Source organism: Algibacter sp. 2305UL17-15, assembly GCF_040720935.1.
In the GTDB taxonomy this organism is placed as follows: Bacteria; Bacteroidota; Bacteroidia; order Flavobacteriales; family Flavobacteriaceae; genus Jejuia.
Map to the genome: position 1 here is coordinate 221,687 of NZ_JBFDAE010000004.1, position 20,337 is coordinate 242,023.

At 33.2% G+C, this 20,337-nt stretch carries 20 protein-coding genes; 3 read left to right on the forward strand and 17 right to left on the reverse strand.

Features of this window, described 5'->3' with window-relative positions:
* Positions 1-45: 45 nt before the first annotated feature.
* The 14 genes from ABXQ82_RS06205 to ABXQ82_RS06270 all read right to left on the reverse strand — a co-directional run bounded on the left by ABXQ82_RS06205 (position 46) and on the right by ABXQ82_RS06270 (position 12,661).
* Entirely contained in the window at positions 46-1,023 is a 978-nt protein-coding gene (locus ABXQ82_RS06205; protein WP_367056471.1) for a T9SS type A sorting domain-containing protein, read from the reverse strand.
* A gap of 1 nt (position 1,024) precedes the next feature.
* Positions 1,025-2,053 (reverse strand): hypothetical protein, encoded by a 1,029-nt coding sequence (locus tag ABXQ82_RS06210; RefSeq protein ID WP_367056474.1) that lies wholly within the window; start codon positions 2,051-2,053, stop codon positions 1,025-1,027.
* Between the two features lie 37 nt (positions 2,054-2,090).
* Positions 2,091-3,221 (reverse strand): T9SS type A sorting domain-containing protein, encoded by a 1,131-nt coding sequence (locus ABXQ82_RS06215; RefSeq protein ID WP_367056477.1) that lies wholly within the window; start codon positions 3,219-3,221, stop codon positions 2,091-2,093.
* Between the two features lie 22 nt (positions 3,222-3,243).
* Positions 3,244-3,783 (reverse strand): hypothetical protein, encoded by a 540-nt coding sequence (locus ABXQ82_RS06220; RefSeq protein ID WP_367056480.1) that lies wholly within the window; start codon positions 3,781-3,783, stop codon positions 3,244-3,246.
* A gap of 58 nt (positions 3,784-3,841) precedes the next feature.
* Positions 3,842-4,378: a hypothetical protein gene (locus ABXQ82_RS06225; RefSeq protein WP_367056483.1), complete on the reverse strand. Its 537-nt coding sequence runs from the start codon at positions 4,376-4,378 to the stop codon at positions 3,842-3,844.
* Positions 4,379-4,398: 20 nt separating this feature from the next.
* Complete coding sequence (locus ABXQ82_RS06230) at positions 4,399-6,087, reverse strand: hypothetical protein (protein ID WP_367056486.1); 1,689 nt, start codon at positions 6,085-6,087, stop codon at positions 4,399-4,401.
* Between the two features lie 108 nt (positions 6,088-6,195).
* Entirely contained in the window at positions 6,196-6,711 is a 516-nt protein-coding gene (locus ABXQ82_RS06235) for a hypothetical protein (RefSeq protein WP_367056489.1), read from the reverse strand.
* A gap of 570 nt (positions 6,712-7,281) precedes the next feature.
* Entirely contained in the window at positions 7,282-7,587 is a 306-nt protein-coding gene (locus tag ABXQ82_RS06240) for a DUF6252 family protein (RefSeq protein WP_367056492.1), read from the reverse strand.
* A gap of 270 nt (positions 7,588-7,857) precedes the next feature.
* Complete coding sequence (locus ABXQ82_RS06245; protein WP_367056495.1) at positions 7,858-8,253, reverse strand: hypothetical protein; 396 nt, start codon at positions 8,251-8,253, stop codon at positions 7,858-7,860.
* Positions 8,254-8,427: 174 nt separating this feature from the next.
* A complete protein-coding gene (locus tag ABXQ82_RS06250) occupies positions 8,428-8,844 on the reverse strand; it encodes a hypothetical protein (RefSeq protein WP_367056498.1) in 417 nt (138 codons plus the stop codon).
* Positions 8,845-8,896: 52 nt separating this feature from the next.
* On the reverse strand, positions 8,897-9,829 hold the full coding sequence (locus tag ABXQ82_RS06255) for a hypothetical protein (protein ID WP_367056501.1): 933 nt from the start codon (positions 9,827-9,829) through the stop codon (positions 8,897-8,899).
* 19 nt (positions 9,830-9,848) lie between these two features.
* Positions 9,849-10,805, reverse strand: coding sequence for a DUF6175 family protein (locus ABXQ82_RS06260; RefSeq protein WP_367056504.1), 957 nt, complete (start codon positions 10,803-10,805; stop codon positions 9,849-9,851).
* Between the two features lie 17 nt (positions 10,806-10,822).
* Positions 10,823-11,344, reverse strand: a complete 522-nt coding sequence (locus tag ABXQ82_RS06265; protein ID WP_367056507.1) for a hypothetical protein — start codon at positions 11,342-11,344, stop codon at positions 10,823-10,825.
* A 12-nt stretch (positions 11,345-11,356) separates the two neighbouring features.
* Positions 11,357-12,661, reverse strand: coding sequence for a hypothetical protein (locus tag ABXQ82_RS06270; protein ID WP_367056510.1), 1,305 nt, complete (start codon positions 12,659-12,661; stop codon positions 11,357-11,359).
* Between the two features lie 200 nt (positions 12,662-12,861).
* Here ABXQ82_RS06270 and ABXQ82_RS06275 point away from each other — a divergent pair, with 200 nt between their 5' ends.
* Together ABXQ82_RS06275 and ABXQ82_RS06280 are read left to right on the forward strand one after the other, a co-directional pair.
* Positions 12,862-14,874 (forward strand): tetratricopeptide repeat protein, encoded by a 2,013-nt coding sequence (locus ABXQ82_RS06275; protein WP_367056513.1) that lies wholly within the window; start codon positions 12,862-12,864, stop codon positions 14,872-14,874.
* Positions 14,871-15,518 carry a response regulator transcription factor gene (locus tag ABXQ82_RS06280; RefSeq protein ID WP_367056516.1) on the forward strand — a complete coding sequence of 216 codons (648 nt, stop codon included), beginning with the start codon at positions 14,871-14,873 and terminating at the stop codon, positions 15,516-15,518. The genes ABXQ82_RS06275 and ABXQ82_RS06280 overlap by 4 nt, the downstream gene beginning before the upstream one ends.
* A 114-nt stretch (positions 15,519-15,632) precedes the next feature.
* Here the strand turns inward: ABXQ82_RS06280 and ABXQ82_RS06285 are convergent, their stop codons facing one another.
* Both ABXQ82_RS06285 and ABXQ82_RS06290 read right to left on the reverse strand, forming a co-directional pair.
* On the reverse strand, positions 15,633-15,764 hold the full coding sequence (locus ABXQ82_RS06285; protein ID WP_367056519.1) for a hypothetical protein: 132 nt from the start codon (positions 15,762-15,764) through the stop codon (positions 15,633-15,635).
* Between the two features lie 441 nt (positions 15,765-16,205).
* On the reverse strand, positions 16,206-16,361 hold the full coding sequence (locus ABXQ82_RS06290; RefSeq protein WP_367056522.1) for a hypothetical protein: 156 nt from the start codon (positions 16,359-16,361) through the stop codon (positions 16,206-16,208).
* A 158-nt stretch (positions 16,362-16,519) separates the two neighbouring features.
* On the opposite strand from ABXQ82_RS06290, the gene ABXQ82_RS06295 reads away from it, so the two are divergent.
* Positions 16,520-17,257, forward strand: a complete 738-nt coding sequence (locus ABXQ82_RS06295) for a hypothetical protein (RefSeq protein WP_367056525.1) — start codon at positions 16,520-16,522, stop codon at positions 17,255-17,257.
* A gap of 17 nt (positions 17,258-17,274) precedes the next feature.
* On the opposite strand, the gene ABXQ82_RS06300 is transcribed toward ABXQ82_RS06295, so the two are convergent.
* Positions 17,275-20,331: a pentapeptide repeat-containing protein gene (locus tag ABXQ82_RS06300; protein ID WP_367056527.1), complete on the reverse strand. Its 3,057-nt coding sequence runs from the start codon at positions 20,329-20,331 to the stop codon at positions 17,275-17,277.
* Positions 20,332-20,337 lie beyond the last annotated feature (6 nt).

Consider the following 20,337-nt stretch of genomic DNA (forward strand, 5'->3'; position numbering starts at 1 on the left):
TTTTATGTATCCCCAATTATAGCAGACCGCTTTGGGAATAGCAATTTACTTCTTTATGATTTTGAATGAGGCCTTGCCTGAAGTTGTTTTTAGGTTTAAAATGTACATGCCGCTTTTAAGGGTTGATAATTCTAATGTTTTTATGCTCTCTGTGCTGGAATATACTGTTTGACCCAAAGCATTGTAAATCTCAGTTTTTGTTATTTCAATGTTATTTGGTGTATTGATAGTCAGTTGATTGCTAAAAGGACTAGGATAAAGGTTTACCAATTCAAATAAACTATCTTCTGTACTTAAATTACTATCTATTGTAAAAACTGCCGAATCGTAAATAGACCAATCTCCATTAGAGTCTTGTACCCGAACATAAAAAATATGGTCGCCCTCGGGAATACCTGTTGAATCGATATTCAGCACTTGGGTGGTTTCCGATGCATTATCAAAGGTGATGGACATACCATTGCCAGTACCCGGGTCTGTATCAATAAAATACTCTGCAGCCGAAACGTCATCGGGCGAAAAATCAAAGTCCTTGATGTAGATGATTTGTCGGTCGTATAGGCTCCAATGGCCAGCATTGTCCTTCGTTCTCAAATAAAAACTGTGAAACCCTTCTGACAAACCCGCCGTTGAGACTGGAAAGGTTTGCGTTACTTGTCCAGAACCAGCGGTTATAGCTAAAGGTGTACCTGTGCCAATACCTTCATCTTCATCAAAAAAGTATTCGGCATCGGAAATGGTAAAGGTGTCAAAACTTTTTAGGTAAAATGTTTGCCTGTCATATAAACTCCAATTTTTAGCACTATTGTATGTTCTTACGTAAAGGCTATGGAAGCCATCTGTGAGACCTGTAGTTGGAATCGTAAATGTTTGGATAAGTTGTCCTGTATTACTATCTACCGTAAGAGGCGTTCCTGATGTGACACCATTATCTGTATCAAAAAAGTATTCTGCTGATGTTATACTTTGCGAATGGTTTGTTAAGCTGAACAAAGTAAAAAGTAACAATAAAATCTTTTTCATCTTAATTGGCATTTGTGGATATAGTAACGCTTAAGTTAGCTCCTGGAGCAATTCTATCTGTGATATTGGTAATTTTTACTCTTGGAATACCATTGGTGTAACCAAAGTTGTTAAATGTAAAAGTACTGTCATCATAAATTCCCATATCTACACCTTCAGCTCCTGAATCAATTGCAGGAGAACCAGCTTGGAGATGAAAATCGTCTATAACTTCAAAAACTTTATTATCATTATCTTCAACAAAAAGAGGGTCTTGATTATTTAAGTTAGATGTCCCAGAGATGGTATTATAACTTCCAGAACCAATGTTATAGGTTAGGCAGTTTTCGTAAACCACCCCAGTACTGTTTATGTTTGTAGTAGAACTCGAAGACTCATAAAAAATACAATTTTGCACTTCTAAATCTCCCGAAGCATTGCCATGGTTTACAGGAAAGTAGCGACCAAGAAAAATATTATTTTTAACTGTAACCGACTCATGGTACTTAATATAAACCCATCTTCTAATAATATTATTAGAAATGATTGTATTTTTAAAGTTAGACCATATGCTAGTAGTGCTTGCTATTCCATAGAGTATATTTCCCCTAATAATCATTTGATTTACTCCAGCATATCCATCACCTGAATAGAAATTACCGTCTTCAAAATAATTATTTTCAATAGTTATGTTGTTTAGTTCAACAGTATTATTATTAGCATTTAGGTCATTAGTAATATAAAACCCTGATATTCTAGTGTTTGAGGCATTGTCTAGCAGTGTGATTTCATCAATTAGTGTTTTCTTGTCAGTACTGCCATGACCAAAACCAATAAGGGTAATGGATTTATCTATATTTATGTCTCCATAATTAGTTTCTGAAGCATGTACGTAAATTATATCTCCAGAGTTGGCGGCACTAATGGCACTTTGTAAATCGCTATATTGGGCATTTGCGCCAATAGAGTTGTCAACTGTAATTACAGTTTGGGCTTTTACTAAACAAGTGAATAGTAAAGCAATTACTAAAAAAGTCAATTTTGTTTTCATAATTCATAATTTTAAAGGATTAATTAATAGCTGTATTTTAATTTTTTATAATTTTTTTTGAGATAACTCCAGTTTCTGTTTTAAAGTTCAAAAAGTAAATGCCTTTCGGGAAATTTGAAATGTCTAAAGAGTTACTGTTATTTTCAAACCTTCCTTTTTTCAAAACTTGACCATTTACATTTATTATAGAATATTCCTTAAGCTGGTTTGGGGAATTTATATGTATTTGATCTTTAGTAGGGTTTGGGTATAAAGTAAGAGCCTGATCATTAAATTCTTGTGTTGATAAAGCAGAACATGTTGGATAGGTAAAGCGTTGCCTAGACGTATTTGTCCATGAACCTAAAATATAGCTTTGGCTTATCACAGTTGTGCGATGCCCTTGAGCATTGTTGGTAATAATTTCTTTGGTTTTTTCAACATATTGGTTAGAGCTCTCGTTCCAATCATGCCATAATTCTTCGGTTAAAAACCCATTTACATCATAATTATATTCAATAAAAAAGTCTTCTTCCCAATCTCCATTAACCCAGTCTTGGTGCTCTTGGTCTTCAATAAGTGTAGATGCAGAAAATGTATAGGTTGATTTATAGGAATTTACCCAATCTGTACCATCATGTTCATAACCTAATTCCGTTTCGTAATACATTGTATTGTTATAATAGATGTAATTTTGCTTTTCTGAATTTACCCAGTCATCAATACTATCGTTCCATAGGTATGTAATAATTTCTGTAGTACGATTTGAACCGTCATAGCTATATGAAATTTTCTTTGTTTTTTCCCAATCTCCGTTATCCCAATCATAGTTTATCGTTTCAAGTATAATATCATTGGTGTAGGTGTGCACAAATTTTTGTGTTTCATCCCAATCAGTCCCATTCCAAGTATGGTTGATGCCAGTAGCCTTTTGGTTTCCATTTTCATAAGTAATTAAGAGTAGAGTACTGTTTTCAAGATTGTCGGTAACGAAATTAAGAGCCTGTGCAGTTACTGTAGTTGGTAAACAATCATTATTAAATTCATACTCTATATGAGAAAAATTTTTCCAGCCAGCACCATCAGGAGTGTCAATATACCATGTTTTGGGTACAGGAGAGGTGTATTGTTGGGAGAACGTATGTAAAGTTAAAAACAGAAAAAGTGATAAAAGCAGTTTAGATTTCATTTTTATCGTTTTAAAAGTTAGACTAGTATGTCACTTCATTAAAGCTACCTTCGATAGTATATGTTTTATCAGAGGAAGAATCTTTGATATTGGAAAATCTAAATTCACCTGAAATTATACGATTTTCAGTATCAATTACTGTGATTTTTATATAACGTTCTGAATTTAGAGTTGTAGAGCCATAGGTGTCATTATCATCATCGGAAAGTGTACTGTAATTAGCGTATCCAATATCAGCATTAGTGTCAAGTGAAAAAGTGTCACCTGCTTTTAAGTTTTCAAAATTCTCTCCAGTAAATTCAATATCTAGATTTACTGTCCTGTCTAAATTTATGATATTGCCAAGAATTGTAAAGGTAAATTCTGAACCAATGCCAAGTGCAACACCGTTTAATGTGTGCCCCAATTCGCCTTTTTTTATCACTACAGATTTTCCTTGAATTTTTGCTTCAAGATATGAACCTTCCAAAGGAATTGAATTTGTGGCGTCATCATTGTTTGAACAACTGTAGATTAACGTGAATAGTGAAATAATGAATATTGTTATTGTTTTTGGTTTCATGTCTAAGTATTAATTATGGTTTACAGCAAAGAAGCTATTTGTGATATTTTCGGTTTCATTATGAATCATCACTATATAAGACGTCATTAAACTCTCCATCAGTTACGTTATAAGTTTTTTGATTTCCACTACTATTTTTATAAATAGCCGTAAAATTGAATTTTCCTGAAATCAATTTATTGACCGTATCAACCTTAGTTATTTCAAGGCGCATGGAGGTGTTTTCTTGAAAATCATCATCGTTGCCGGTAAAAGTATATACACCAACAAGCAAGATGTCTTGGTCGTCACTTGTAAATACAAGCCCACTACGAAGTTCAAATTCACTATCGGCAGTTGAAAACGTAATGCCTATGGCTTTACCAAAACTTAGATTCTCAACATCTGTAGCTATTATTGCTAAAGCACTTGCACTAGATGTCGATCTGTAACTAGCCCCTATATAATCGTCGCCAGAAACAAAACTTTCACCATTAACCTTTGCAAATAACTTTTCATTCCCTAAAAACTCATTGTCTAGACTATCATTGGTAGTAGAACATCCAAAAGCTGTTAGTATGAATACTAAAAGTGTAGTTTTTAATATGGTTTTCATATGTTATAATTTTGAGTTGGTTATTCTAATTTTTGAGTAATATATTTTAGTATGGTCACTATCCTTCTAGCATTTTCAATATCTGTAGCCTGAACAGCAATTTTATAGGCATAACTTTTTATGCTCCCATCTTGATAGGTTTTTATTATTTTTTCAAGATGTTTGGTATTTAATTCTACCAGAACTTCTTTGCCAGATGTAACTATAGCTATGTTTTTAGAGTTGATATCGGCAAGCCCAAATTCATAAATGGTTTCCTTGCTACTTTTTAAGTTAGAGAATACCGATGTTATTTTAACGACATAAGGCGAAGTACTGACAACCTCTAAAGATTGATCGTAATTATTGTCTCCAATTTTAACCAGCGTTATTTCTTTTTGTAAGGCTTCCAAAGCATTTGCAATAGAACTGAAATTGGTTTTTGGTGTTGCGTCTTCACAGTTTTTTATAATATTTTGCAATGCTTCTTTGGTAATCATTGCTTCCTCAATACTATTCACATAAATTTTAAAGGAATTGGTGTAGTTCTGAAGTTCGTTGTTTTCTAAAAAACGGATGAATTTAGCTTGCTTTCTCGTATTTATTTCAACATATAATTGGTTTTTACTAGAGTTGTAATCAATATTGTCCAGGTTAATATCGCTAAAATTAAAGCTGTACACGTTTTCAACCGTCTCCTTTAAATTGGCTTCCTTGACGGTTATTTTGCTTACACAATAACCTTTTATATGTTGCGTATAGGTTTGCTCGTTGGTAACTACGTTTTGTATTGCGGTATTGATGTATTTGTAAGCGCTTGGTGTAGAAGCGGTATTGGGCTTCGCTTTTAAAAAAGCTTTTTCAGCAAGAGGAATTGCGGCTTTAAGCACTTTATAAGTGTCTTTTGCATTTTCTATACTGCTATTATAAAACCGTATTTTATTAGTGTAATTTTGTTGCTCTCCATCCTTAAATTCTTTAATCGCTTTTATGTTTCGTCTGTTACTGGCTTCAATATAAAATTCATCACTATTTATTTTAAAGGTTAGACTGTTGGGATTTAAGGTGGCAAGATTGAACTCGTAGTCGTAGGTTGTGGTTTTGCTCTTGGAATTTATAGTTGTGGACAATTTTAAATGCCCATTGTTTAATTTACCTGTTTCAATTTTTTGAATAAATTGCGTTTTAGGAGTCTCTACATCTTGAATGTTTTTTTGAAGCCAATCTATATGGTCGCTATATGTGGTTAGCGCAAGTTTGTTTTTTTCGAGAGTTTCGTTAACTGGTATTACATTTTTAATGGCATCCACTAAAACTCTTCCATTTTCTATATTTTTTGCATAAAGTGAAAGGTTATCTGTGTAAGTAACTTTTTCTCCGTTATTACTTGTTTCTTTTATTAATTTTTGTTTTCCTTTAATTAATAATTGAATTAAAATAACGTCTTTTTTCGTGATGGTTCTAACGGTGTTGATATCAATATCTGCAAAACTGAAATTATATACGGTTTCTTCGCTTTTACCTTTTGTGTCAACCTCAGTTAATCTATAATCAATATAATTTGTAGTGGTAAGTTTTAAGTCTTGCGAATACTCCAGTTTTGAAGCTTCAACTGTTTCAAGAGAACTACTAATGGTGTTAATATAGTTATCAAGATTTTGCCCATGTGCTACAATGTTTGAAAGCAATAGGAATAAGATGAGAATGTATAATGGTTTTAGTCGTATCATACTATTTGATATTTGGAATTTTTGGAAAAAAGATGCAAGACTCAATACTTCTTTAAGCTTGCATCTTTAAATAGAAAACAGAGCTATCTTAAGGCTCAACTACAAAAATTAAAAGTAATAATGGATACCACCACCACCATTAAACCCTCCAATGGAGCCTACGCCATCAAAGGAAACATTGGTATAGCCTAATTCAAAAGAGAAAGCTAATCCATCAACAAAATCATTAAAAGACCATTCTACACCACCACCAGCTCCAATAGCTATGGAATTTTGACTCTCAGAGCCAAATGCTCCAAAATCATATTTATAAGTCCAGTATCCCAGTTGGCCATATAAATAAGGTTGGTAGCTTGCAAAGCTCACATCTCCTTCTTCAAAATTATAAGCATATCTTCCTGTGAATGAAAAGCTACTCTGACCTGAAAAACTATAGCCATAATTTGCAGATCCTACAATGATTTGCCCAGTGTGTTTCTCGGTAAAATTATATTTAAGCGAAGCACCATAATTTAAGGAAGTCCAAGCTAAACCCGCTCCAAAAGAACCTGCTTCAGTCATTTGTGCTTGTGCTGTAAATTGTCCCGCAATGGCAATAAGAAAGATAAAAATTGATTTTTTCATGGTTGAATATTTAAGATTAGTGTATTAAAATGTTTAGCGTGGGTAAAAAGAGGTTTTGAAGAAAATAATTCCAAAACGCCGAAAGAAAATTTATGATAGACTAATATCATCTTTATTGTTATTTAAGAGTTAATAGCAATTGTTACAATAACTTTGGCAGGTAATTTAAAAAGGAAGATTTTGGGACGGGTTTTGTTATTCAATATTACGGGATATGGTTTAGGACTGCAATCCGTAAATTCCCGTATTTTGTTTCATACAAAGTATTTTTTGTCTAAAATTTTTTACTTTGGTAGATGTAAATTCATTTTTCATGCAGAAACCTCTTTTTATTGTATTCATCTTTTTAAATTTTTTGGCTGGTACAAAGTCAAAATATGAAGCACAAAAAGGATAGTATAACATTCATGAAAAAAGGGGATAATTTGAAAAATAAAAATAAAATCGAAGCTTTTTGACAATAAACATCCAGATAAGATAAAAAGGAGGAACAGGAAATTTAATCTTGTTTTCATTGTTTTTGATTCTAAAGAATCAACTAATAGCCAATATTAAATTTTGTTTTAGTAATTAAAAACTAGTTGAGTAAACTACATCTTTAAAGACACCATCAGTAATTGAATAAATTTTATTGTTGCCATTGTCAAATGATGTAAAATTAAACTCCAATGATATTGTTTTATTTACTTTGTCGATTGAAGTGATTTTTACATATATTGAACCATCGCCATAATCTGTATCAGTAATAACTTCTTCACTTCCATCAACAAATTGGTATTGACCAAGTAGAAAATCACCTAGACTTTGATTGATAGAATTCCATTCATAACCTGTATTAATTGTATTAAGAAAGCCGCCTTCTGTACGTAGAGACAACGAAACCATTTGAGAATTATTTGTGTTGTTTATATCGGAAAACCCTGAAATAATTAATGTATTTGAGCTGTTGAATAAAAATGCAACAACCTATTCTGAGCCTCCTTGCTTATTCTCCGCTGAAAATTGCGCTCCATTTATTTTGCAACTTATAGAACCGGAACCACCAGAAAAAGAAATGTCACTTCTTATGACACTAATGCAGGTATTAGAAACATTGCTTACTAAGCCACTATCGCATAAACACAAGTATTCACACAAAACTCACCATTATGTTTTCAGGAATACCGATTGGTAATTGTAAATTTCCTGAGCTATTAAATGCAGTATTAATTGGGACTGTAAAAAAGTCTGAAGCACCTTCAACCTGAATATAAATCCAGCTAAATTTGAATTAGCATTCGAATACGAGAAAGACAAAGGTATGGTTGTACCATTAGAAGTATTCAAGGAACTAGTTAGGCTGGAAAAAGTTGGGGCATTGTTTTCAGATGATGGACTTAAAGGATTACCGTTGTTTGCTATGCTTCCATTAGGGAATACTAAAACTTGGCTTATTGCGTTTGCATCTGAAGGGCTAATTAAGTGGTCGGTAGAAGTATCATCGCCATTACTACAATTGGTTAAGAACAGTATTAAAACTGTTAAGAATAAAATTTTTTTCATAATTGTTTGAATTTATCGATAATAGCTATTGGTTTTATAGGGGGAGTTTAATACTGGCCTCTAGCATTATAACTAGTACCTTCTGGTCGGTTTTATCATATGCCATGACTACATCTCTAGTAGCATGTATCGTGTCTATTTTGATCCCTAGTTTTACACCCGTAATTTCAATGTTTACGTCTTGCTTATTGAACCAGAAGCACCTAGCGTTCCTTTTTCATTGGAGGCATTAGGAAAATAGTATTTATAATCCATTGTGCTATCTGAGGTAACTGTAAGTTCTATAAAGCCTTGGTCTGCACAAATAGAATTGTATGTGATGGTCTCACGAAATAATAACTGAGAGCTAGTTTCGCTTATAAGAGTTAAATAACCTCCGCATTCAAGCGAGGGGTATTCTATAAGCTGCTCATTACTGTTTAACGTTATTTTTATAGTCCAGGTTAGCCCTGGCTGTGTTCCTGTTCCTTCCCAAATTCCTAATTTACTAGTTAGTTGTTTTGTCTCATCTGAACTATCCGATGAATTACTGTCAGAACTACAATTATAGATTAACGTTATTGAGAATAAAACTAAAAGTATTTTTTTCATGATTTTAAATATTTAAAGATTAACCGTTTTTTTTTTTAGATAACTTAAAACCTTAATACCAGCCTCTGATATTATAGGTAACACTTTCGGGTTGGTTTTTGCCATAGGCCATACCCACATCCCTTGCTGCCTGTATAGTATCTGCCTTGACCTCCAGCACCTTTAGGGCATAGTTCCAGTTTCTGTCGCCCAAGTCCTTGGCGCGGGCGGCTATTTTGGCATAAAGTGTCTTTACTTGCGGAAAACAGGAGGCCGTTGGCTCTATCGAGGATAATAAAAGACCTGCTTCGTTAGCAGCATTGATGTCCTGATTGGCCGCCCAAATAGCGGAGGCCTCGTTCAGTTTTACCTTGCAGTCTCTATCAATGGTCTTGGTGTAAAGGGGCTTGATTATGGACTTTACCTTATCATAACAGTCGCTTGCTTCGGGAACGCTGGCGAGTGTAAACAAGGCATCCTCAAAATTATTCTGTGCCTCAAAGGTTTGGGCTTTTTTTATCATGAGCCCACAATTGTTATTATAGAATTCAATAATTTTTTGCTTTCCGTTCGTGATAAAGCGCTTTATGTCTGGGTTCTTTGGGTTTACCCGTTTCAGGGCCGCCATGTAGGCCTTGTTCTCGTTGGTGCCAACACCTTTTAATGAAATTGATTTACTAGAGAACAGATTTCCAGCGATGCCATCGCCTATATATAAGGTTAGGTCTATGTTCAGAACTACCATTGGAGGGGCTGTTCCTGTAATGTTTTTGGTCAGCACCGTAATGTTAGGTGTTATGATAAAACGTGAATTGTACACATTGTCGCTAATGCCGTTTTCAGTAATAATACGTTCCAACTTATTTTTGAGCATGTTTTTGGCATGCGCAGGGACACCTTCCGATTGTTCTGGGATATAGGCCCCTAGCGTAATGCCGTTATCGTTTTCTTGTCCCAATAATGTTAGTGAGACTAAAAACATGATACAGTATATTATTTTCTTCATTATAAGTTTTTTTAATAATTTATTTGCCTCCCAAAATTATGGTGGCTCTTCCAAGGCCTTTCATTACGAGTTTGTTGGGGATATTATATGGTGCATTTTTCAGGAACTTGCTCAACGCGCTGGTATACCGTCGAGCATCAATAGCTCTATTTTTTTCACTGTAAAGCGGAATTCTTACCTGCTCAAAAAGTGCCATATTTTCAGTCATATCTGTAGTGCTGAATCTTCCTTTCACGGTGTTGTCCGCCAACCAATCTTCAATGATAAACCCTAACTCTTCTCCGTCATACTCAGTTTCCAGATCGCCGTCCCAATCGTCCCATTTCTGGATGCGGACAATGATCTCCCTGCCGTTCTCGAACATATCGTCAAAATGTAGCTGTAGTGATTCGGTAAAATTGTCCATGTGCGCCAAAACCGCTTCAGAAAGCAAAACCGGTAAATCAGCAGAAAAAGAAGGATCTCCAGTACCCACTGCTGTAGCCACCTGTTTGTCAGTATAGGCATCCAGTCCCTGGAGGTTAAATGTTATAGATTTTTTTGGACCTGTTTTATTAATAGTCCAAGTGAGCTGTAATATAATATCTGCTTTTGCTACCTTTTTAAAAGCGTCAATGGGGCTTTCGCTTATGCTGCTCCCAGAAGATTTTGAAGTTCTGAGGTTGTCTTCGGCCATATTGGAGTTCAGCGTTTTTATAACAGATTCCATATTCTTTAGGGGAAACTCTCTTTCGGCCATCATGCCGTTGATGTGACTTATTACCTGGAGCACTTCGGCGTTTTCCTGAAAAGCCCTTTTGTAATCTGGGATTTTTACTGATGTGCCTTGATCATCAAAAGTCATCGTATAGCCGTTTTTAACACACCATACATCACTTGGAACTACCATTAAGGTTGGTTTTTTAGCCTGACAAAAAACAGAACTGCTACTTATTACAAAACAGAGCGCAATTAAAAGTTGATATTGTTTTTTCATAGTATGATGTTTTAAAATTAAAATCCAGAGGATAAACTTCTAATGATGCCTTCGGTTTCAAGGCGTTTTCTCAATTGATCAAATTTAATGTTGACAATAACCCCAATTTTATATTCACGTTTGCTTACCTTTAAACGGTCTCCGGCAGCAATACTGCCATCGGTCGCAGCCGATACATATTTTAAATATTCACCACCGTCAGCAAAAAACGCATCAAAAAAGTCTTTGTACTTTGTTTCGGTTTCAGCAGATTTTACCAAAGGCTTTTGTGAAGTACACCCTTGACTACCACCGGCATATCCCTTAAAAACAATACCGTGGACCGCATTTTTCATGCCTCTGGAAATGGCGTGCTTTGGGTTTTTGGAATAAGACCACACCTTAACAAGCTTTGAACCTTGTTTGGCAATGCCCTCGCACTCGAGGTCATAGCGCCATATTTTTGTGTCTTTGTTAGCCTTATTTTTTTTCCATTGGGCATTTACGTGGGTTCCCATAAAGAGAACTGATGCCAATACTAAAAGGGCTTTTAATTTCATAGTTGTTGTTATTTAATTGATTTGTCTGATTAGCATTCCTGCAAAGTATTTTTTCTTGCCCCCGCTAAAGGTTGTGTATGTAATGGGCGATGGGTTGTCTTCGTCGGCGTTATATCTATTGTCCCAAATAAGGTCTTTTTCCACCTTAATAACCCCTAATCTTTTATATTCTACAATGCCATTTTCGTTCAGCATTTGCTCTAGCACTTCATATTTATCTCCTTTTTCCACTCCTTCCTTTAGGCCAATTTTTGCAGCTAAGGGCTCCGTGCTTATAAGTGGCGTTTTTGTTCTAAAAACCTCATGTTCGCGTTGTAATTTTGCTATTACATTATCTATGGCCTTAATGGTAGCGTTTCCAATAAGTTCTTCGTTTGTTTTGGTGGTCAATGATGTGCTTTGTAAATCTGCCCAAGAGGTTTCCGTTCCGATATATTCCAGTTTAAAAACATCGGTTTCGTCAAATGCCTTTTTCTTTTCTTCATCTATATCCCCATCTTCGGTCCAAAAAACATTATAAAATATGGAAGCAACTTCCTCGTTCCAGACCAGTTTGTAAAGGTGGGCTCTTGTTTTAATAATGTATCCTTTGCCTAAAATACCCACGCCTTCAGACGTAGCGTCGGAAATATGAGCCACATCGCTGTTGCCGTAATGTGAGGCAGCACTTGAGACAGAAGCGAGAATGCCTTTGGTTGTTTTGGCGACTTCCTCCTTGTTGGTATATTTAAAGTCATTAACAATAACAAAAGTGTTTTTTATCAAAGCTTCACCAGCATCGGCCAACATTGCAGAACCACGTTCAGTATTGTTCGCTATTTTAACATCTAAATCCGTTGCGTTGTAAAACCCTCGTTCTGCTATCAAATCCATATTAAACCCACCAGATTCACTTCGGTTGAACCATTTGGCAACCATGGATTTTGCACTATTGTTTTGGTTTAAATAATTTAAAACTGCGAGATGTTGAAATTCTTTTTCTTCCTTATTGCCGCCTAAGTTTAAATCATTCGAAATTTTGGACATAAAACTTTTTTTCTTGGGGGTTTCCGTTTGTGGTGTATAACTTAAGAGAGTATCGGTTTTCGGAATCATCCTAAGGGCGACCATATGATTGTTGAACTTATCTATTAAAGGAGCGTTTATAAAAATATCCTGAATGGCGGCACTGTGTTCCCGGGTGTCATCGGCTATCATCACTGTATGGAGAGAGCTTCTTTTGTAGTTAATATCCATAGTGGTTTCTTGACTGTTTGAAGTCCAAACAGTGAAAATTAACAATAGCAATACATAAGTTGATTTCACTAAATCATTCATTTCAAGAGTTTATATTGATTAATAGCAATAACTACTTATAACTTTCGGAAAGCATAACGGGAAGATTTTAGGGTTGGTTTTGTTATTCAATATTACGGGATATGGTTTAGGACTGCAATCCGTAAATTCCCGTATTTTGTTTCATACAAAGTGTTTTTTGTCTAAAATTTTTTACTTTGGTAGATGTAAATTCATTTTTCATGCAGAAACCTCTTTTTGTTGTATTCATCTTTTTAAATTTTTGGCTTGTACAAAGTCAAAATATCAACCACAAAAATGACAGCATATACATTGATGCATTAATTAAAAAAGGGGATAGTTTAAAAAAAACCAACTATGAGAGTGCAGCATCTACTTATAATATGGCATTGGCAATAGCTTTAGACCATAAAAAGGAGGTGCAAGCCGCTATTCTATACAAAAAAATAGGTGCTTATTACCATCGTAAAAAAAAGTACACAATTGCAGAAAATCAGTATAGAAAAGGGCTTCAGTTGGATAGTCTGTCTTCTAATGCAGCTGATTTATATTTTAATACATGCCTAATAAAACAAGCGTTAGGGCAACACGATAGTATTTTACCTTATTTAGAAACGAGTTTAGACATATTTGATGATAATAAAGTAACTAAAGCAGCTTGTAACACGTTTTTAAATGCAGGTACTATTTATTTAGAAAGACAGTTCTACGATAAAGCACTTAAATACTTAATAAAAGCTTATAACGGATATGAAGTGTTAAATGATAAAAAAAAGTTATCTGATGTTTGTTCTGTAATTGGGAATGTGCAAAATCGATTACGCAATTATCATCAAGCTTTAAATTATTACCAACAGATACTACAATTGCATAAAGAAACCAATAGTATTAAAGATTTAGGAATGGTCTATGCTAATATGGCAAATACATTCGATAATTTAAAACTGCAAGATTCTGCAGTATTTTATTATAAGAAAAGCATACATCTTTTAGAAATAGGTACTAGTGCTAGTGCTAAAGCTAAATATAATTTGGCTGGAACATATAAAACTATCGGACAATTGCGATTAGCAGAGAATTACTTTAAAGAATCTATTCGTGAAAAAAGAGTTTTAAAGGATACCCTCTCTATGTTATATGGTTATAATGGGCTTGCAAGTTTGTATTTAGAGGAAGGGGCTTTGCTAAAAGCTAAAAGTTATTTAGATAGTTTAGCACCTCAAGTTTCTAAAATACCAGACCAATTTGTTAGGCTTAACTTTTACGAAAATAAAGCAGACTATTACAGTAAAAGCAAAAACTATAAAAAAGCTTTTGAATACCAAATTAAACATAATAAACTCTACGAAAAGATTTATGATGAAAAGCAAGCTTTGACTGTACAAAATTTGCAAGCTCAATTTGAATATGCTACAAAGGAAAATGAAATATTAAAATTGAAGTTAACCAATAGTGAAAATGAACTAAAATTAAACGAGAATAATAAAAGCCTTAGAACTAAAAATGTACTACTTTTAATATTGGGGCTTTTAAGTATCGCCTTAATTATAAGTTATTACTTATTCAGATATAAGCAAAAAAATGTAAAACAAGCGTTAAAAATAGAAAAACTAGAAGCGGTTTATGATGGGCAAGAAATTATAAAAAAGAGGATAGCCAGAGATTTACACGATATCATTACTACTAATTTTGATGGGCTTCGTTTACGAATATTAGCTCTAAAACGTTCTACTAAGATTAATGAAATGATAGATGACATCACAGATGAGCTTAAAAGTATGAATCAACAAATTAGAACGGTATCCCATAGGCTTTATCCTTTAGAAATGTATATGGGCAAACAAAAGTTTACTAATATTATTAAATCGAGACTTGGCGAATTTCAATTATACGGCAATGTATTTGTAGAACTTGAAAACCAATTGCCCGAAGTACTAAACAAGCTGCCTTTGGCAGTTCAAAATAATTTTTACGGTATTTTATTGGAGGTTCTAAATAACGTTGAAAAACACGCGTTAGCCACAAAAATCAGCATTAAAAATTTTAAGGATAGTAACAATAATTTGCATTTTGTTTTTGAGGATAACGGTATTGGTATTGAAACCAACTATAAAGAGGGTATTGGTTTATTGAACATTAAACAACGTGTTGAAATCCTGGAAGGTTCATGTAAAATAGGTAAAACCGAGTTTGGAACACAGGTACATATTAATTTCCCAATACATAAGGCATGATGAAAATAATACAATCAGATATTTTAATTGTTGACGATTCCGTTATTTTTTCACAGGGGCTAGTCTCTTTGTTAGAGCAGTTTCCCGACTATGTGAAGAGCATTAATGTAGCACATAACTACCAGCAGGCCTTGGGCATATTGAGTACGGAGAGGGTAACCCTATTGATATTGGATTTAAATTTTGAATCAGATGATTACAATGGGTTCGATATTGCAAAAAAAGTAAAGGCGTTCTACCCGAAAATTAAAATAATTATTCTCACTCAGGAAGCAAAAATAGACAATTATGAAGTGTTGTTTCATGATATTGATGTAGATGGCTACCTCGATAAACAATTAGGCATAGAGGAAACGCTTGGTGCTTTAAATGCCGTGACAAATGGCGAAAAATATATAGACAAAAATATAAGAGCGATGCTTGAGATAGGGAAATGGCTTAATATTTCTAATAGAGAGAAAGATGTCATCAACTTATTATCCATTGGGCTAACGCAAAAAGAAATTGCAGACCAATTGCATATTAGCAATCGTACCGTTGAGACACATATTAAAAATTTAACAAATAAGATGGAGGCTAAAAACACCCCGCATTTGGTGTCAATTTACACGAAATATAAAAGTGGAAATCGAGAGAATAATTAGTTTTTAATATCAAAAACAGCTATCTCAGATTCAGTAAGAAAAAGTATCAATAATTTTGAAATAAAGCTAGTGCTTAGTGAATTTGTTAAAGCACTAGCTTTAAGTTAATTAGAATCAATCATTTGGTTCTGTTGTGATAGTTGGATCTTTTTTCTCTGAATCTGAGGCTACAGTTTCAGTAAACTGGTCATCATCTAACCGTTCTGTGGTGCAGGATGTAAATCCCAACCCTAATACAATTGCCAAAAGAAGCATTTTTAATACGTGTTTGATTATATAAGTTTTAATGTTATCTTTCAATATAAGAAATATTGTAAGTTCAAGTAAAAAAATACCAATCATTTTAAAATAAAAACCAGTAGCATAATAAATTTACCATGATACTGGTTTTAAATTAATCAGTATTAGTCATTGGGTTCCATAGGAGGGTCTAAATCCTCATCCTCTGTATCTGTGGCCACTACTTTAGTAGAGTCATCATAATACTTTCAGCTGTACAAGAAGTAAAATATAAGCCTAATACAATTGCTAAAAGAAGCGTTTTTAATACGTGTTTCATGATATAAGTTTTAATGTTATTTTTCAATATAAGAAATATTTCAAATCAAGTAAAAAAACACCAATCTTTTTAAGATAAAACCAATACCATAAAAAGGCTATTACGGTATTGGTATAAATTAATTAGCATTAGTCATTAGGCTCTGCTGGTGGATATAAATCTTCTTTCTCTGGGTCTGTGGCCACTACTTTAGTAGAGTCATCATCTAACTGTTCTGCGGTGCAGGATGTAAACCCTAACCCTAATACTATTGCTAAAAGCAACGTTTTTAATAATTCTTTCATAATTTTTGATTTTAATTAAACATTTAAAACATCTGTTTATCAGATTGTTATTATGCAAATGAAAAGCTGAAAAGGAAAGAATTAGGAACATGTTACGACATGAAAAAACATGTCGTGTTACTTATAAAAAAAGAAGGTATTTTTGTTTATTTTTGCGCATGGCAATTACTATACTTACCAAAGCGCTACTCCCCGCATTTATTTACCTAATAGATTCAATCAAGGATAATGAGGAATTTATTGATTACACCAAAATTGCTGATGAAGGGGTAAAAGAGAAGCAAAGTATTGACCCTATATCAATAAAAAGGGCTTTTGAACTAAGAGAACAATTGAAGCAAAAAAAATCATCAAAAAAAACGCATAAACCTTCTGTAAAAACACTTAATGCGCTTACGACTTATTTTTTTAGAGAAAGGGAAAGTTCAACTACTTTTGAGAAATTCATAACAAAGAATAGGGATGATATAAAAGAGTATTATATAGACAATAAGCCTACAGATTCCATAATAGAAGAAATTTTTAAAAAGTCCCCGCCAAAAATAAATCATCTTCAAAAGCAAGAGGATACGTTGTATGCATTATTGAATGAATTGAATGGGATTTCTTTGCAGGATTTTGTTAAATTTTGGGTTGATGAATCTTTAAGAGAAAATAAAAAGGAGAAAGATTTAAGCAGAATAAAATCTGAATTAAAAAGCTATATCGATAATCGTATAAACGTAATAGTGAAAAAGAAAAGAAAGGCCTCTTTTTTATACCGCTTTTTTGGAGGCTTGAGCCTGTTTTTTGTTTCTGTTGATTACCGTGAAATCACACAAGACACTATTTTTGAAGATTTTTTAGAGGATTATGATATACTGGAAACAGATGAAGTTTTGGACGATTTAGTTTAAGATACTGTTTAGACCTTTTAGGGCATGAAATTAGTGGTCGACTTCCAAGACATATTATTTTTTAATTTGTAATAAAGTGTTTTAGGGGTTACATGAAAAATCACCATTTTTTTACCTTTGTCTTTATAGATCACCTTTTCAACAATAACTTCTAAATTACACATTAAGTTTTCAGTATGTTTACCATCAATAGATGTGATTTCTGCGTACCTAGTATTATGTGGGTAAATAACATACACATCATCAATTACATAAGATAAACTTGTATATGCATAAGATAAGCTAGCATGTCTGTTCTGTAATTTTACAACTTGCTGGGTTTTAATATTATTTTCCTTTAAATATTGGTGTAAAAATAAGTGTGTGTCGTAAGATTTACTATTCCAAAACTCTACGTCTATTGTGTTTTTTTTAGTTGACTTTCCTATAAAAGGTAAACTAAAAGTTTCAACACCTAATTTAGCACTTTTTAAAAGCCATTCTTTGTACACCAAAGTATAATCAGCTGATGTGCTTTGTGTATAATTTGGAAAAATATATTGATAAGGAAATGGTTTTCCTAAAAATTTATATGTTTTAGCTTGGTCAAGATGTCTCCGGGCTAAAACATCCATTCGTAAATTTTCAATAGTAAGTAGTTTTTCGTTTAATAAAGCAGCCAATGCTATATCAAGATTAAATATAGCTTTATTCTTAATCGTTTTTTTCTCTGTTTGGAATGCCGGTTTTTTATCTAAATTAAAAGTATAAGCTGTAGTCCAATTATTATTAGTACCCTTTTTTCGATATTGAAATACCTTAGGTTCTAGATGCCAAAAGAAATATGCATCCTCATCAAATTTTATATTTTTCAAACTTTCTACCTTAACTTCTAATCTGGCTTCAATGTTTTTAGAATTTATTTCAGAAGGGGTTTCAAAATCATATGATATTCTGTTATCTGGATACACAAAATTTAAAAAAACGTTCTTATCATTTCCATAGAAATGAGTTCCGTCTATTCGTGGCGTCCATATAAAGTCAGGATTAATAGTCTCTTTTTTAAGAAAATTAGATAGGACTTCTTTTTCAGTAGTATGGTTTTTAAGTAGTTCGCCCTTTTTGATTTTTAGAGTGCCCTTGCCCTTATTTAAATCAATAGAATAGCGGTTAATAGGGAAGTATAAAGTGGTAGATTGTCTTTTTGATTTTTTTTTAATACTGTTTTTATAATATTCTACCCATGTGTTAGGAATCGTGTTTTGGTTTATAGAGGGAGGTACACTATTTAAGTTTTGCGGTTTTATTTCAGTATAGCCGCTTTTACCGCGAATAGTATAATTGCTTACTTCCTCTTTGAGATATTTACCAATGTCATCGGCAGCTAAAGTTTTCCATGGAATTTTTGATTCTAAACTTGGTTGGAGTTTAAGGATTTGTGAAGTAATTGCCTCAATATTAACTAATGTGTCAGATGATGGGTTGCTTGCCTTTTTATCTAAATAGTTTTTTACTTTTTTATCCCAGAATTCAAAATTACTTTTTACGCGATAAACGTTTTCAGTATTCAGTTTTAAGAATAAAAGATTTAAATGGTTTTTTACAACATTTTGGGTAAACTGTACACGATTGTTTTTTTTTAGAAACTCTTGGTCTTTTAAAATTTTAAAAAAACTAAAATAGTCGCGCCACTTTCCAATAGACCATTTTTCTGTATCGCAGATATTACAATAACTATTGCCGAAATTTTTAAACAGATAGCGTTCATTTACTATATCATCGTAACGTTTATATGAGCTATGAGTGTCTTCCATTAATTGAAAATGAAATTCTTTACTAGCTGCAAACAAATAGTATAATCTGTTTGAATCTATATATTGACAAATTCCTTTTTTTTGAATTTCGTTGAAGGTAAAATTGCCATTAGCAGTTACTGAACCATTTATATCTGTATTTGAAATTAGTGCACCTGTAAATTCAGTATCATCAAGAATGCTTCCGAAAATCCCAGCATTAGTAATTTGTGCATTATTGAATTTTGCACCGGTAAAATCGCAAAAAGCAAAGAGCGCACCATCTAAGTTTGCATTGCTAAAATCAGCATTGCTAAAATCGCAACCAATAAAATAAGTTAACGTAAGGTTGGAGCCAGCAAAATTTCCTTTTGGGGCTTGTAAAAAAGCAGCTTTGCTTTTGGAGAGATTAGATTTAGATAAGTTAATATTTTTAGCAATTGCAAAATGGAATCTGCTACTGGAAAGCGTGCTTTTAGAAAAATTGACATCATTAATGTTTGTGTAATCAAAATTAGTGGATAGAAGATTGGTTTGCGTAAGCTGGAGTCCTTCTAAATTCAATCCTTGAAAATTTTCTGAATTAAAATCGTACTTATTATCTCTTAGAAATTCCATGGCTTCAACCTGCCCCTGTTTAGAGCCGTTTCTAGCTTTCAAGGCTCTATCCAATATTTGGGAAGCCTTAAACGTATCCATATTGCTATTTTTCGTTTTTGAATTGCAAGTCGAAATAAGTCTAATAGGTTTTTCTCCTTTGGTAGGTACTTCTAAAATTTCATCTTTGTAACAATTTAGACTGAATATGGCAGTTATTTTTTCGTTCCCAAACGCAGATAAATCAAATTTTGCCCTCCCCTGAGAATTTGTTAGTTGTGTGTCTCCTTTAATTTCTATTTTAACATTACTCAAAAAATCTCCGGAGGCTCCATCTATAACTGTTATCCATAAATAGAGGTCTATGTCTAATTTCATGCCTAAGCTACCTATATCTCCAGAACCAAACATAACTTTATTGCTATTGGAGTCGACATTTAAATAGCCCTCTTTGTAAAGCACAAAAGAATGTATTGGTTCCCCTATAGTAAACCCGTTTTCATTAAAAAATTTAAATTTCCCTTCAGAGTCTGTGTATTGAATATCTCCAGTAGATAAAAGTCTTACTTGTACGCCTTCTATGCCTTTGTTGTTTATAATGTCTAAAACAGAGCCTGTTAATTGTTTTTTAGTTGGTACACTTTGACTAAAAATAGTTATGGGAATAATATAAAATAGAAGAATTAGTATCTTTTTTATTGCCATAGGTTT